We start from the raw sequence: 15,123 nt of genomic DNA on the forward strand, positions 1-15,123 counted from the left end.
CAAACCGGTCAGGAGGCGCGGCAACGCGCCTCCTGTCAACATCAGCACGATCAGCAGCGCGCCGACCCGGTGTGACCTGGGTCACACTCCGCTCAACGTCCCCAATCCGGCACCGCGTCAGCGTTCGGCTAGCGAACGACCGCGTCGTGGCGCAAACCTTCGATCGCGGCCTCGTCGTAGCCCGCTTCCGCCAGCAGCGCCGCCGTGTTCTCCCCGAGGCGCGGCGCGGGCGCCGGCTCGCCGGGCGGGGTGCGAGACCAACGCGAAGGCGTCGCCATGGTGACCACCCCGTCCGCGCTCCTGCGGAAGAACCCCGTCGCCGCCAGATGCGGATCGTCGAGGAGCGTCTCGAGCGTATTGAGCGGCATCGCGGGAATGTCGTGCGCGACGAAGCGGTCCATCCATTCCGCGGTGGTCTTCGTGGCGAGCACCGCGTCGACGCGGGCATAGAAGTCCTGCAGGTTGCGGTTGCGCTCGGCGCGCGTGCGGAAACGCTCGTCGCTCTTCAGCCCGGGCAGGCCGATCGCGTCGAAGAGCCGCGCGCATTGCGGATCGGTGCCTATCCAGAAGCAGACATGGCCGTCGCGCGTGCGGGACGGCCTGCGCTCGAAGAGACGCGGCGCACCCATGCTTTCGCTCGACGGCTCGAACGTGCGTCCCCACAGGTGCTCCGACAGCACGAACTCGGCCATCGTCTCGAACATCGGCAGCTCGACCGACTGTCCTTCGCTCGTGCGCGCCCTGGCGAGCAGCGCCGCGAGGATCGTCTGCACGAACACCATGCCGCACAGCCGGTCTGAGAGATTGAAAGGCGCGTAACAGGCGTCGCCGGTGAGCCTCTGCTGCAGCGCCGGCACCGCTGCGAGGCCCTGGATCATGTCGTCGTACGCGGGCTTGTCCGCATACGGCCCGCCTTCGCCGAAACCCACCGCCGCGCAATAGACGATGTCGGGCTTCACGCGCCTGACGTCCTCGTACGCAAGACCCAGCCGCGCCATCGCCTCGCGGCGGCTGTTGTGGACCACGACGTCGGAGCTTTTGCACAACCCCAGCACGACGTCCCTGCCGCGCGGCTGCTTCAGATCGACGACGATGCTCCGCTTGCCGCGGTTCTCGTGGATGAACTGCGAGGTCATGCCGCGCTCGCGCGACGGGCCGATGCCGCGCCGGCCGTCGCCGCCCGGCGGCTCGACCTTGACCACATCGGCGCCCAGACGCGCGAGGACGCCGGTGGCGTAGGGCCCCAGCAGCATCTGGGTCAGGTCGACCACCCGGATGCCGGCAAGCGGTCCGCTCATCGGATCACTGCGGCTCGATCGCCGCGGCTTTCGCGACCCGGCCCCACTTCGCGATCTCGGCCTTGATGAACGCTGCGAACTGTTCCGGCGTATTCGCCGCGGGCTCGGCGCCTTCGCTTGCGAGCCGTTCGGCCAGATCGGGCTTGGCGAGCGCCTTCACCACTTCCTTATTGAGCCGCAGGACGATCGGCCTGGGCGTGCCGGCGGGCGCGAGCACGCCGAACCACGATCCCGCTTCGTAGCCGGGATAGCCCATCTCCGCGACGGTCGGCAGCTCGGGGATCGCTTTCGTGCGCTTCAGGCTGCCGACGGCAAGACCTTTCAGCCGTCCCGCTTTGATGTGCGGCAGAGTCGGCGGCATCGTGCCCCACGACACCTGGATATGTCCCGCCACGAGGTCGGTCAGCGCCTGGCCCGTGCCCTTGTAAGGCACGTGGGTGAGATCGATCTTCGCCATCACTTCGAGCAGCGCCATCGCGAGGTGCGTCGCGTTGCCGGTGCCGGCCGAGCCGTAGTTGATCGGCCGCTTCTTCGAGCGCGCGAGCGCGATGAAGTCCTGGAAGTTGGACACGCCGAGCGAAGGATGCGCCGCGAGGATGTACGGGACGATCGTCGCGAGGCTGATCGGCGCGAAGTCCTTGACCGGATCGTACGGCAGCTTGCGATAGAGGTTCGGGTTGATCGTGAGCGCGCTCGACGTCATGATCAGCGTGTAGCCGTCGGGCACCGCACGCGCCGCAAGCTCGTTGCCGATATTGGCGTTGGCGCCGGGACGGTTGTCGACGACGACCGTCGTGCCCAGCCCCTCGCTCATGCTGTGCGCCACGGCGCGCGCGACCAGATCGGTGCCGCCGCCCGGCGCGAAAGGCACGAGCATGCGTATGGGTTTTGTCGGGTATTGCTGCGCGAGCGCGCCCGCGGACATGAATGCGCCGCAGAACACGGCGGCTGTACGTATCGACATCATCTTTCTCCTCGGTTTTTCTTGAACGCTTCGAAAAGCGCTCCCACATCTCCGACGCTCTCCAGGCCCTGCACCACCTCGACCACGCGCGACGCCTGTGCCGGCGATCCGTAGTGCGCGAACAGCGACCGGAACTTCTCTTCCACTTCCGCGGCGCTCAGCGGGCTCTTGTCGTGACCTTTCGGATAGCGCACGTCGTTCGCGATCTTCGCGCCGTCCCTCGTCACGATCTCGATATGCGAAGGCGACGCTTCGGGATGCCGGGCGGTGAGCGCCGGATCTTCGGCGACCCTGATGCGCCCCATCAACGCCGTGACGCGCGGCTCGCGCAGCGCCTCCGGAACGAACGACGACTCGTCCACGCGCCCGTCGATCAGCGCACGCGCGACCACGTACGGCAGGCTGTGATCGGCGGTCTCGGCGGTCTGCGGCGCCCAGCGCGAAGGCGCGTGCGCCATCAGGGCGAACGCGGTCTTGTGCGTGGCCACGCGCACCTCTTCGATGTCTTCGACACGGACGCGATCGCGCAACGCTAGCGCGTTCCACACCGCCGACTGGCCGTGATAGCAGATCGGGAAACACTTGATGTGCGTACGCTCGATGCGGGTCGCGACGCCGGGTTTCACCGGCCACTCGAACTGGCCGACCGCGTCCCACAGGCCGTGCTTGCCTTCGATCGCCTGCTCCGGACCGGTGAATCCGGACTGCGCCAGCAGCGCGGCGAATACGCCGTTGCGCGACGCATTCGCCGCCGCACACCCTTTCCAGCTCGACAGCTCGCCGTGGCGCGTCTGGTACATGGCCATGTTGGGCACCAGCGCGAGCGCCAGCGCGTGTCCTGCGCGCGCTTCGTCCAGTGCGAGCAGCCGCGCCGCGGCCAGCGCAGCGGCGACGACGCCGTAGACCGGCTGGTCCCAGCCCTGCGAATTGAGGTCGATGCCGTCGCAGCACGCGCAATACACTTCGTATGCGACGGCGATCGCGGCAATCAGCGAGCGCCCGTCCCTCTGCCCGAGCTCGCTCGCCGCGAGCGCCGCGGCGATCACGTCGCTCGGGTGCCCGCCGCTCTTCACACGATACATGTCGGACAGGTCGAGCACGCGCAGCGCGACGCCGTTCGCGAACGCCGCCATCTCGGGCGCGACCTCTCGCGAGCTGCCGAGGATCGTCGCGTTGACGTCCATGCGATAGCGTTCGGCGAGCGTGCGCGCGGCCATCGTCACCGGGTGTGCGTAGGCGGCCGCGATGCACCCAAGCGTATCGAGGAGCCTCGACTTGCACGCCGCGACGGTCGCGGGCGCGAGGTCCTCGTAACGCGTTCGAAGCGCGTAGCGGACGAGCTTGCGCGAGGTCTCGTCCATCAGCGCTTCGCCAGCGCCTCGAGCACCGCGCCGCAATCCGACAGCTCGTCCACCTTCCACAGCACCTTCAGCGCCGAGTGCACCTGCGTGCCCGCGAGCAGCCGTCCGGCGAGCGCGCGGAACTTGGTTTCGACCTCGGCGTCGCTCATCGGGTTGCGCACGTGCCCGCGCGGGTAATCGACCGCCGCGGATTTCACCTCGCCGCGCCGCGTGCGGATGTCGATGCGGCACGGAATTTCCGCCGAGAAGCGCTTCGTGAACGCCGGATCCTCGACCACGCGCACCTTGTCGGCGAGCGCGTGCACCTTCGCGTCCTTGAGGCGCGCCTCGGAGAAGATCTCGTCGCTGAACTTGCCGTCGATCAGCACCGCGGCGACGATGAACGGCAGGCTGTGGTCGGCGCTCTCGCGCGTGGTCGGGTGCCATTTCTCGGGCTCGCTGCCGATCTCGTGCCACGCGAACCAGTAGGTGTTGATCGTGACCGACTCGATCTCGTCGGCCTGCACCTGGCGAGAGAGCTGGAGCGCCAGGGTGATCGGCGCCTGCGAGTGATACTCGGACAGGAAGAACTTGATGTTCGACTGAGTCACGCCGAAGTCGCCGCCCGGTTGCGCCAGGGGTCCGAGCTCGAAGCGGCCGGTGAGCTCGCGCAGTCCGTGCGAGCCTTCGATCGCGTTTTCCGGGCCGGTCATGCCCTGCTCGGCCAGCAGCGCCGCGAACACGCCGTTGCGCGCGGCGTTGCCCGCCGCGACGCCTTTCCACATCGACAGGTCGCCGCGGCGTGTCGCATGCAGCGCGATGTTGGGCGTGATCGCAAGCGCGACCGCCTGCCCGAGCTTCCTTGCGTCGAGGCCGAGCAGCTTGCCGGCGCCGACCGCGCTCGCGACGGCCGTATACAGCACGTGGTCCATGCCGCGGTCGCGCATGCAGAAGCCCTTGAAGAACGCGTAGTAGATCTCGTAGGCGAGCGCGATGGCGGTGATCAGCGCCTTGCCGTCGCGCTTGCGCGCCTCGGCGATCGCGAGCATGGGCGCGATGACGTCGCTCGGATGCCCGCCCCCGCCCGGCAGCGTGTCGTTGCCGTCGAGATAGCGCACCATCACGCCGTTAGCGAACGTCGCGAGCTCGGGCAGCGTGCGATGGTTCGTGCCGAGGATGCGCGCACCCTCTCTCGCTTCCACGCGCGACGCGATGTTGCGCGCGATGACGCAAGGCTCGTCCCCGTAGGCGCCGAGACCGCAGCCGAGCGCGTCGATCATGCGGCGGCGCGCTTCGTGCACCGCTTCAGGCGGCAACGCCGGATATTCCAACGTGGCCGCATATTGCGCGATTTTTTCTATCGTTTTATCCATCGTTTTCCTCCGCGTCCTCCGCGGTAAACGCTTTTGAAGGCGTGGTGCGTTACCACGCAACCTTCGCTACTCGGGGCGGATGCCGGCCGTTTTCGCGAGCTTCACGTTCTGCTCGACCTCGCGCCGGATCATCTCGGTGAACTGCTCGGGCGTATTGGTGTCGGTCTCCAGCCCCTGCTTGAAGAACGCCGCTTTCATCTCCGGCGTGTTCACCGCTTTCACGATCGCGGCGTTGAGCCGGTTCACGATGTCGCGCGGCATCCCGCCGGGTCCTATCACGCCGTACCAGCCGGTGCGGTCGTACCCGCGCACGCCGCCTTCGTTCAGGGTCGGCATGTTGGGCATCAGCGCCGAGCGCTTCGCCGTGCTCATCGCGATCGCGCGCAGACGTCCCGCGTCGAGCAGCGACTGTGCGGAGGTGACGCTCGCGAACACGAAATCGGCCTCGCCCGACGCGACGCCGACGACCGCCTGCGACACGCCCTTGTAAGGCACGTGGACGGTCTTCACGTTGGCGAGCGAGTTCATGAGCTCGGCGGCCATGTGCGCGGAGCTGCCGATGCCGGAGGTCGCGTAATTGAGCTTGCCGGGCTGCGCGCGCGCGACCGCGATCAGCTCCCTGATGTTCTTCGCCGGCACCGACGGGTGCACCACCAGCACGAACGCCCCGCTCACCACGAGCGAGATCGGCGAGAAGTCCTTCGGCAGTTGATACGAGAGCTTCTGCCGCATGGCGGGCTGGATGCTGTCCGCCGCCGCCATCATCAGCAGGGTGTAGCCGTCGGGCGGCGCTTTGGCCACGGTCTCGGTCGCGATGATGCCGCCGGAGCCGGGCCGGTTCTCCACGACGACCGGCTGTCCGAGGCTCTTCGACAGCTCGGTCGCGACCATGCGTGCGGCGGTATCGGTGCCGCCGCCGGCCGCGAAGCCGACGAGGATACGCACCGGTTTGACGGGATAGTGCTGCGCCGATACCGCCGGCGAGAACCCGAACGCGATGCAAGCAGCGAACGCAGCCGTCATTCCCGCGCGGGCGGGAATCCGTTTGGTTTTTTGATACTTAGTCATGCTCCTCCATTGGACCTTCGTTTACGTACGGCAGCACGTCGTTCACGAGGCGCTCGAACTGCTCGCCTTCGCGATCCGCCGTCGACAGCCGCAGGGTGATGCGATTGATGCCGCTGCCGCGGAACGCGCGCAGCTTCCGCACGCATTCGCGCGCCGAGCCGTACGCGAGCCAGCTTTGCAGCCGCTCCTCGGTGTAGTTCGCCGAGTAGTAGCGATCGAGGAACGCTTTCGCGCCGTGCAGCGCGCGGTCGCGGTCCTCGTCGATGTAGATGTGGTGATAAAAGCAGTTGTCGAAGTGCGAGGTGTCCCGCCCGTTCTCTTTCGCGACGGCGAGGATCCGGTTCCACGAATCGCGCAGGGCCGCGGGGCTCGCGCTGTGCGTCATCCAGCCGTCGGCGAGGCGCCCGCACTGTTTGAGCGCGTAGTCGGAGCCGCCGCTGGCTGCGTCCGCCGCGCCGCTCGACAACCGCGTCGCGTTGGTCGCGGTCCAGATCGGACACTCGGGGTTCGCGGGCTTCGGCTCGAGCACGATGTCGGCGAAGTCGTGGAACGATCCCTTGAAAGGCGAGCCGTCGTTCTTCCACAAGTGCTTCAGCACCCGGATGTGCTCGTACATGCGCTTGCGCCGCTCTTCGGGCGGCACACCCAGCGCGCGCGATTCGGCGCTCCACAGCGCTTCCCCGCCCCCGCCGGCCGCCACGATCAGGCGCGTACGGCCGTTCGCGAGCTGGTCGATGCTCGCCCACTCGTAGGCGAAGACGAGCGGGTTGCGCAGCGCGAACGAGCCCATCGCCGCCGGCCCGAGCAGCACGCGCCCGGTGCGGCCCGCGATCGCGGCGAGCAGCGGAATCGCGTCGAGCCTGCGATTGACGAACAGCGCATCGCCGACCCACACCGAATCGAACAATGGGTTCGCCTCGACCTTGTCCGCGAGATCGAGGAGCTGCTTCGGCGTGCGCGTGCCGAGCACGACGCCGCGATTGGACAGCGTGATCCCGAACTTCAGGCGTTCGCTCATCGGCCCGCCACTCAGACGTCCATCGTGCTCTGGGCGAACACGTCTTCGAGCGGGATCACGCGCGGCGTCAGGCCCTGCTCGTGCGAGTAACGGGCCGCGGTCTCGAGCACCGCGCGGTTGGCTTTCACGCCGTGCTGCACGAGCGGCGTCTTCATCGCCTCGTACGCTTCGCGCGAGATGAGCCCCGCGTCGCGGTGGTATTCGGCGTGCTCGAGGCGCTGCTGATTGGCGAGCTCGTTCGCCTGCGCGAACGCCTTGTAGAGATTGAGCACCACCCACGGATGCCGGTCGACGACGCTCTTGCGCACCGCCATGCCGTGGTTGATCGGGAAGAGCCCGGTCTTGCCGTAATAGCGCTCGCCTTCCGCCACGGGGTCGCGGAACAGCGGCTCGATGTCCGGATGGTTCCAGAGGTCGGCTCGGCTGCGGTCGATGAGGTTGCGGTCGACGAAATACAGCAGCGTCGCGTCGAGCTCGCCCGACAGCATCATGCTGCCGATGTTCTTCTCCTGCGGGATGCGGTGGACCGTGACGCCGGGCGGCGGCTGGAAACCGGTGGAGCCGCCGTGACTTTGCGCCGGCGCGCGCTCCATGAAGAACTCCATGTCCGAAGGCTGCACCCCGAAATCGTGCTGGAGGATGCCGCGCGACCACACCGCGGCGGTCTGCTGGTATTCGGGCACGCCGACGCGCTTGCCTTTCATGTCTTCCGGCGAGTCGATACGCGCGCCCTTGCGCACCAGGATCCAGTTCTGGAAGAAGTGGCGCGTGGTGAAGATCGGCAGGCCCACGTAGCGATCGTCGCCGCGCGCTTTCGCCATCGACAGCGACGAGAACGACAGCTCCGAGACGTCGAAGTCGGCGAACTTGAGCTGCCTCCAGAACATCTCCGACGGATGCAGCGCGGTCGGAACGAGATCGATACCGTCGGGCTTGACCGTACCGTCGAAGATCGGCCGCGTGCGCGGGTTGACCGTCATCGCGATGCTGAGCTGCAGGTTCATGTGTCTACTCCTGCGCGACGCCTGAGCCTGGCGGCAGCGAAGCCGAAGGACGAGCACCGAGCCATGGCAATTTCCCGCGGTAATCCCGCTCGAATGCGGCGATCGCATCGACGTGCTTCAACGTGAGCCCGATCTCGTCGAGCCCTTCGAGGAGCAGCGTCTTCCACGTGGGTGCGATGTCGAAGCCGTAGACCGCGCCGTCGGGACCGGTCACCTGCTGTCGAGCGAGATCGATGGCGACGCGCGCGCCGGGCTGCGCTTCGAGCTGACTGCACAATGCGCGCACCGCGTCGTCCGGCAGGGCCACCGGCAGCACGCCGTTCTGCACGCAGTTGCCGCGGAAGATATCGGCGAAGCCCGTCGCGATGACCGCGCGCATGCCGTGATCGCGGATGGCATACACCGCGCCTTCGCGCGTCGAGCCGCAGCCGAAGTTGGCTCCGGACACGAGCACTTCGGCGTCGCGATAGGCCAGGCGATTCAGCACGAACTCCGGCATCTCGCGTCCCTCGCCGTCGAAGCGCTTGTCGTGGAACAGGAAGTTGCCGTAGCCCGCGGACAGCGGCTTGCGCAGGAAACGGTGCGGGATGATCTCGTCGGTGTCGACGTCGGCGTGGTAATAGGGCGCTGCGACCGCGGTGAGCGTGGTGAACGGTTCCATCTCAGCCTCCGACCAGGTCGCGCACGTCCGCGAGCCGTCCCGTAACCGCCGCGGCCGCCGCGGTCGCGGGGCTGACGAGATGGGTGCGGCTCCCCTTGCCTTGCCGGCCTTCCATGTTGCGGTTGGAGGTCGACGCGCAGCGCTCGCCCGACGGCACGAGATCGCCGTTCGCGCCGGTGCACATCGAACAGCCGGGGTCGCGCCATTCGAAGCCCGCGGCGAGAAAGACCTCGTGCAGGCCTTCGGCTTCCGCGTCCCGCTTCACGCTCATCGAGCCCGGCACGACGATGGCGGGAATGCGCGCCTTGCGACCGCGCGCCACCTCGGCGGCTGCGCGCAGGTCGTCGAGCCGCGCGTTGGTGCACGAGCCGATGAAGACTCGGTGGATCGCGATGTCGCGCAAGGGCGTGCCCGGCGCCAGGTCCATGTAGCGCAGCGCATGCTCGGCACGCGCACGACGCGGTGCATCGTCGATGTCGCGCGGGTCGGGCACGCGGCCGGCGATCGCGCACGCTTCGTCCTGCGAAGTGCCCCACGTCGCCATGGGCGGCACGTCGGCGCCGTTCAGGCGCACTTCGGCGTCGAAGACCGCGGCCTCGTCGCTCTTCATCGTCTGCCAGAACGCGAGCGCGCGATCCCACGACGCCGCGTCGGGCGCGTAAGGCTTGCCGCGCAGGTATTCGAACGTCTTGTCGTCGGGCGCGATCATCCCTGCACGCGCGCCGGCTTCGATGGTGAGGTTGCACAGCGTCATGCGCCCTTCCATCGCCATCGCGTCCACCGCGCTGCCGGCGTATTCGATCGCGCTGCCCGCGCCGCCCGCCATGCCGATCTTCGCGATGATCGCGAGCGCGAGGTCCTTGGCGCTCACGCCTTTTCCAAGCTCGCCGTCGATCGTGATGCGCATCGCCCGCGGCGTGCGCACCCACAAGGTCTGGGTCGCCAGAACGTGCTTCACCTGCGACGCGCCGATGCCGAACGCGAACGCCCCGAACGCGCCGTTGGTGCAGGTGTGCGAATCCGAGCCGACGATGACCATGCCCGGCTGCGCCATGCCCAGCTCGGGGGCGACGACGTGCATGATCCCCTGCTGGGGATGGTCCATGCCGAAATGGACGATGCCGGTGCGCCGGGCGTTCTCGGCGAGGCGCTCGACCATGGCGCGCGCTTCGGCGTCCGCGATGCCCGCCGAACCGCGCTCGCGGTTCAAAGTGGGCACATAGTGATCGGCGACGCCGACCGTCTGCATCGGCCGCGCGACGCTGCGGCCTTCGCGCTTCAAGCCGTCGAACGCGTAGAACGGTCCTTCGTGGACGACGTTGGTGTCGATATAGAGCAGGCGCTCGCCGTCTTCGCGCGTGGCGATCGTGTGCAGGTCGACGATTTTCGCGAGCAGGGTGGCGGTCACTATTCCTCGACGTATCCGGTCTTGCGGCGCCGATCGAGCCACCAGCCGTACTGCACCGGCAGCGACTTGAACTGCTCGTCCTGTCCGAGCGCGCGCGCCGCATGCGCCGGCCAGAACGGGTTGTAGAGGATCTCGCGGCCGACCGCGATCAGGTCCGCCTGCTCCTTCGCGAGGATCTCCTCGGCCTGCCTGGCGTGGACGATGAGTCCCACGGCCATCGTCGCAACGCCCGCGTCTTTCTTCACGCGCTCGGCATACGGCACCTGGAAACCGAGCTTGGGCGCGACGCGGCTCGCGGTGGGCGAACGGATCGCGATGCCGCTCGCCGAGCAGTCGACGACGTCGACGCCGCGCGCTTTCAGCTCCCGCGCGAGCACCACCGTGTCGTCGAGCGTCCACCCGCCCTCGTCGACCGCGGAGACGCGAAAGAACAGCGGCTTGTGCTCGGGCCACACCTTGCGCACCGCTTCGACGATCTCGAGCGGAAAGCGCATGCGGTTGGCGAGGCTGCCGCCGTAGGCGTCCTCGCGTTTGTTGGACGCGGGCGAGAGAAATTCGTGGAGGAGATAGCCGTGAGCGCCGTGCACTTCGAGGATGTCGAAGCCCGCGCGGTCGGCGCGTTGCGCGGCCCTCACCCAGTTGTCCCTGACTTCGTCGATGTCGGCGCGCGTCATCGCGCGCGGCAGCGGCCAGCCTGCGAGATACTCGACCGCGCTCGGACCGATCACCTCCCAGTGCTGCTCTCCTTCGACGGGTACGCTGCGATCGAGCGCGCCGAAGCCGTCCCACGGCTTGTACGTCCCCGCCTTCCTGCCCGCGTGATTGAGCTGCATCGCGGGCACCGAGCCCTGCTCGCGGATGAAGGTCGCGATGCGGCGCAGAGGCTCGATGTGCTCGTCTTTCCAGATGCCCATGTCGCCCACCGTCCCGAGGCCCCTGCGCTCGACCTTGGTCGCCTCGGTGAACACGATGCCTGCGCCGCCCATCGCGAACTTCGCGAAGTGAGCGAAATGAAAATCGGTGACGAATCCGTCTTTGGCGGAGTACTGCGCCATCGGGGAGACGACGATGCGATTGCGCAGCTTCACGCCGCGTATCTCCATCGGCGTGAAGAGCCGGGACTTCGAGTCTTGCATTGGGGACCGTTGCTTGTTGGCGTTGCTTGTTGAGTGCGCGTTCAATATACTGAACGGCGTTCACATTACGATAACGACCAACGGAGAGGGCGTCAACGTCGCCGCCAAATCGGCGGCGACGTCGACGCAGATGCGGCCGTTGAAGCGCCGGCCGCAAGGCGCGTCAACGCCCGCCGTTGGTCGTCCCCGCGCAGGCGGGGACCCATTTTGACGTTGAAGGCCAAAAAATAGATTCCCGATCCCTTTCCGCTACCGCGGGTCGGGAATGACGAGCTGATTCGGAGGATCCACTACCCATGTTGAACCGTATCGCAGTCGTCGGCGCGGGCGCCGTCGGCGGCTACATCGCCGGCAAGCTCGCGGCGGCGGGCCGCGACGTCGTCGCGATCGACACCTGGATCGCGCACATCGAGCGCATCCGCAGCGCAGGCCTCACGCTGAAAGAGCCCGGCGGCGCAGCCAATGCGCGCCTCGAAGCACTGCACATCTCCGACGTGCAGTCGCTGGTCCGCAAGCCCGTCGACGTCGCGCTCATCTGCACCAAGTCGTACGACACCGCGTGGGCGGCGAAGATGATCGAGCCGTATCTCGCGCCGGAAGGCTGCGCCGTCTCCATCCAGAACAGCCTCAACGAAGAGCAGATCGCCGGCGTCGTCGGCTGGGAGCGCACGCTGGGCTGCATCGCGAGCACGATCAGCGTGGTGGCCACCGGTCCCGGCGAGATCACGCGGGTGCGCACGCCCGGCGGATCGACGTATACCGTGTTCCGCGTCGGTGAAGCGCACGGGCGCGTGACGCCGCGCGCGACCTCCATCGCCGAGCTGCTCTCCAACGTCGACAGCTCCAAGGTGACGACCAACCTGTGGGGCGAGCGCTGGGCGAAGCTCACCACCAACTCGATGCACCACGGCATCCTCGGCTCGGCCGGCATCAGCGATCATGACCTCATGAAGAACACCGCGACGCGCCGGCTCGCCATCCGCTGCGCGGGCGAGGCGATCCGCGTGGCCCAGGCGCTCGGCCATCCGCTCGAGCCTATCCTGCGCATGCCCGCGTCGCTCTGGCTCGCGGCGGCACGCAACGAGAAGCCCGCGCTCGCGGAGCTCGAAGCGGGCTGGATCAAGTGGATGGAGCGCTCCAAAGAGCCGCATTACGGCTCGATCGGACAGGACCTCTCCAAAGGCCGCCGCACCGAGATCGATTACGTCTGCGGTTACGTCGCGGCCAAGGGCGAGAGCGTCGGCGTGCCCGCGCCGACCCAGGACGCGCTCTACCGGATCGTCAAGCGCGTCGAGCGCGGCGAGATCGCGCAGAGCATGGACAACATCGCGTCGCTGCTGGCGACGGTCGACGTGGCGCAGGCGCCTTCGCCTGCAGCCGGGAGTTAGAACGCATGGGCAAGCACATCGTCTTCATCGGCGCCGGCGCGGTCGGCGGTTACGTCGGCGGCCATCTCGCGCGGGTCGGCGAGAACGTGACGCTGGTCGATCCCTGGCCCGAGCACGTGCGCGCCATGCGCGAGCACGGCCTGCACCTCGGCGGCTCGCAGGGCGAGCACGTCGTGAAAGTGAACGCGATCGACCTCTCGGACGTGCAGAGCTTCGTGCGGAAGCCGGTCGACGTCGCGGTGATCTGCACCAAGTCGTACGACACCGAATGGTCGGCGATGATGATCGGGCAATACCTGTCACCCGAAGGCTATTGCGTGTCGATGCAGAACGGCATCAACGAGGAGCGCATCGCGCGCGCGGTGGGCTGGGGCCGCACGGTGGGCTGCACCGTGAGCACGATCAGCGTCAACGCCTACCAGCCGGGACACATCAAGCGCTACCAGATGCCGAGCAGCCAGACCAACCACGCGGTGTTCCGCGTCGGCGAAGTGCACGGTATCGTGACCGAGCGTGTGACCGAGCTCGCGAGGATCTTCGGCGGCGTCGACGCCGCGAAAGTGACGACCAATCTCTGGGGCGAGCGCTGGACCAAGCTCAGCGCGAACACCATCACCCACGGCCTCCTCGGCGCGACCGGCCTCGACAATACGCACGTGCTCGTGCACCGCTGCCACATCCATCGTCTCGGGGTGAAGCTCGGCGCCGAAGCGGTCGCCGTGGGACGCGCGCAGGGTTACGAGCTGGGCACGATCCTCGGCATCTCGCCCGACGACTGGTATGCCGCCGGTTTGAAGGAAGACGCCGCCGCGATCAAACGCGTGCAGGACGGACTGACCGCGTGGATGGCGACGCTGCTCGAGCCTTCGCATTCGTCCGTCGGACGCGACGTGCAGCGCGGCCGGCGCTCCGAGATCGATTTCACCAATGGTCTCGTCGCCGACAAAGGGCGCGAGGCCGGCGTGCGCGCGCCGACGCACGAAGCGGTGACCGAGCTGGTGCGCCGCATCGACCGCGGCGAGCTCAAGCCCGATCCTGCCAACGTCGACGGCATCCCGGCGTGAGCGCGCCTGCGGTCACGCAGACGCTCGCGCGCTTCCTCACGCACGCGCGCGAAACCGAATTTCCCGCCGACGCGGTCCACGAAGCCAAGCGCGCGTTCCTGCACTGGATAGGCTGCGCGATCGGCGGCGCGGGCAATGGGGTCATCGACCGCTCGCTGGCGACGTTCTCGCCGTTCGCAGGCCCTGAGCAGGCGACGGTGGTCGGCCGGCCCGAGCGCACCGACGCCCTCCTCGCCACCTTTCTCAACGCGATGGCGGCGGATGTGCTCGGGTTTTCGGATACCCATCTCAGAACCGTGCTGCACCCCGGAGGCGTTGTCGGTCCCGCGGTCACCGCGCTGGCCGAACGGCAGCGCGTCAGCGGGAACGAAGCGCTGCGTGCTTTCCTGGCGGGTGTCGAAGTGGCGTGCCGCATCGGCGTGGGCGTCTACGACTGGCATTACGGGCGCGGCTGGCACATCACCGGCAGCGTCGGCACGTTCGGCGCCGCCGCGGCGGCGGGCGTGCTGCTTAAGCTCGACGAGACGCGCATGGCGTGGGCGTTGAGCATGGCCGCGACGCACGCGACCGGACTGCGCGAGCTCTTCGGCAGCATGGGCAAGAGCCTGCACGCGGCGCGCGCGGCGCAGAACGGACTGGCGTCGGCGCTGCTCGCGGCGAACGACTTCACGAGCTCGACGACCGGCATCGAAGGCCGGCGCGGGTTCGCGCACGTGCTCGGCGACAAGCCCGATCTCGAGGCGATGGTCGATGGACTGGGCACTCGCTTCGAGATCCTGTCCAACACCTACAAGCCCTTTCCATGCGGCGTGGTGATCCACCCGGTGATCGACGGCTGCATCCAATTGAGCGAGCAGGTGCGCGGCTCCGAGGTGAAGCGGGTTGCGTTGCAGGTGAATCCGCTGGTGCTGGAGCTGTGCGGCCGGCGCGAGCCGAAGACGACTGCGCAGGCGAAGCTGTCGGTCTTCCATTCGGCGGCCGCGGCGCTGACCAAGGGCCGCGTTACGGAAGTCGAATATTCCGAAGCTTCGATCCGCGATCCCGCGCTCGCCTCGCTCGCCGCACGCTGCGCAGCCACGCCCTCGCCTTCGATCCGTGAAGACGAAGCGCGCATCACCGTCGAGCTCGCCGACGGCCGCGCGCACGATTGCCACGTCGAGCATGCCGTCGGCAGCGAAGCGCGCCCGATGTCCGACGCCGATCTCGAGCGCAAATTCCGCGGCCTGGCCGAGCCGGTGCTTGCCAACGAGCGTATCGATCGATTGATCGACGGCTGCTGGAACATCGAAAAGCTCGACGACGTCGGAGCGCTGATCCGGCAAGCAGCACCCCAATAAACCCACCCCCACCCTAACCCTCCCCCTGAGGGGGAGGGAATTTTCTTGGCAAGTTCCACCTCAG

13 protein-coding genes are annotated in these 15,123 nt (G+C 67.8%); 3 read left to right on the forward strand and 10 right to left on the reverse strand.

All coding sequences use genetic code 11. From position 1 onward, the window contains the following. Positions 1-128: 128 nt before the first annotated feature. The 10 genes from VHP37_07670 to VHP37_07715 form a co-directional block, all read right to left on the reverse strand. Positions 129-1,298 (reverse strand): CoA transferase, encoded by a 1,170-nt coding sequence (locus VHP37_07670; protein HEX2826207.1) that lies wholly within the window; start codon positions 1,296-1,298, stop codon positions 129-131. Between the two features lie 4 nt (positions 1,299-1,302). Further along, positions 1,303-2,262: a tripartite tricarboxylate transporter substrate binding protein gene (locus tag VHP37_07675; GenBank protein HEX2826208.1), complete on the reverse strand. Its 960-nt coding sequence runs from the start codon at positions 2,260-2,262 to the stop codon at positions 1,303-1,305. Next, positions 2,262-3,623 (reverse strand): MmgE/PrpD family protein, encoded by a 1,362-nt coding sequence (locus VHP37_07680; protein HEX2826209.1) that lies wholly within the window; start codon positions 3,621-3,623, stop codon positions 2,262-2,264. The genes VHP37_07675 and VHP37_07680 overlap by 1 nt, the downstream gene beginning before the upstream one ends. Then, on the reverse strand, positions 3,623-4,975 hold the full coding sequence (locus tag VHP37_07685) for an MmgE/PrpD family protein (GenBank protein HEX2826210.1): 1,353 nt from the start codon (positions 4,973-4,975) through the stop codon (positions 3,623-3,625). The genes VHP37_07680 and VHP37_07685 overlap by 1 nt, the downstream gene beginning before the upstream one ends. 66 nt (positions 4,976-5,041) lie before the next feature. After that, positions 5,042-6,043, reverse strand: a complete 1,002-nt coding sequence (locus tag VHP37_07690) for a tripartite tricarboxylate transporter substrate binding protein (GenBank protein HEX2826211.1) — start codon at positions 6,041-6,043, stop codon at positions 5,042-5,044. After that, entirely contained in the window at positions 6,036-7,061 is a 1,026-nt protein-coding gene (locus VHP37_07695) for an LLM class flavin-dependent oxidoreductase (protein HEX2826212.1), read from the reverse strand. The genes VHP37_07690 and VHP37_07695 overlap by 8 nt, the downstream gene beginning before the upstream one ends. An 11-nt stretch (positions 7,062-7,072) precedes the next feature. Continuing rightward, complete coding sequence (locus VHP37_07700) at positions 7,073-8,065, reverse strand: hypothetical protein (protein HEX2826213.1); 993 nt, start codon at positions 8,063-8,065, stop codon at positions 7,073-7,075. Positions 8,066-8,069: 4 nt separating this feature from the next. Beyond that, a complete protein-coding gene (leuD, locus tag VHP37_07705) occupies positions 8,070-8,726 on the reverse strand; it encodes a 3-isopropylmalate dehydratase small subunit (protein ID HEX2826214.1) in 657 nt (218 codons plus the stop codon). 1 nt (position 8,727) lies between these two features. After that, positions 8,728-10,134 (reverse strand): 3-isopropylmalate dehydratase large subunit, encoded by a 1,407-nt coding sequence (gene leuC / locus VHP37_07710; protein HEX2826215.1) that lies wholly within the window; start codon positions 10,132-10,134, stop codon positions 8,728-8,730. Further along, positions 10,134-11,270 (reverse strand): NADH:flavin oxidoreductase/NADH oxidase, encoded by a 1,137-nt coding sequence (locus VHP37_07715; GenBank protein ID HEX2826216.1) that lies wholly within the window; start codon positions 11,268-11,270, stop codon positions 10,134-10,136. Before VHP37_07715 ends, leuC begins: the two co-directional genes overlap by 1 nt. Positions 11,271-11,566: 296 nt before the next feature. Here VHP37_07715 and VHP37_07720 point away from each other — a divergent pair, with 296 nt between their 5' ends. Genes VHP37_07720 through VHP37_07730 form a run of 3 tightly spaced genes read left to right on the forward strand, consistent with a single transcriptional unit; the run spans position 11,567 to position 15,059 of the window. Beyond that, positions 11,567-12,658, forward strand: coding sequence for a 2-dehydropantoate 2-reductase (locus VHP37_07720; GenBank protein ID HEX2826217.1), 1,092 nt, complete (start codon positions 11,567-11,569; stop codon positions 12,656-12,658). Between the two features lie 5 nt (positions 12,659-12,663). Beyond that, positions 12,664-13,722: a 2-dehydropantoate 2-reductase gene (locus VHP37_07725; GenBank protein HEX2826218.1), complete on the forward strand. Its 1,059-nt coding sequence runs from the start codon at positions 12,664-12,666 to the stop codon at positions 13,720-13,722. Then, positions 13,719-15,059: an MmgE/PrpD family protein gene (locus tag VHP37_07730; protein ID HEX2826219.1), complete on the forward strand. Its 1,341-nt coding sequence runs from the start codon at positions 13,719-13,721 to the stop codon at positions 15,057-15,059. The genes VHP37_07725 and VHP37_07730 overlap by 4 nt, the downstream gene beginning before the upstream one ends. The last annotated feature ends 64 nt before the right edge of the window (positions 15,060-15,123 follow it).

The sequence above is a fragment of the Burkholderiales bacterium genome, from assembly GCA_036262035.1.
Lineage (GTDB): Bacteria > Pseudomonadota > Gammaproteobacteria > Burkholderiales > SG8-41 > JAQGMV01.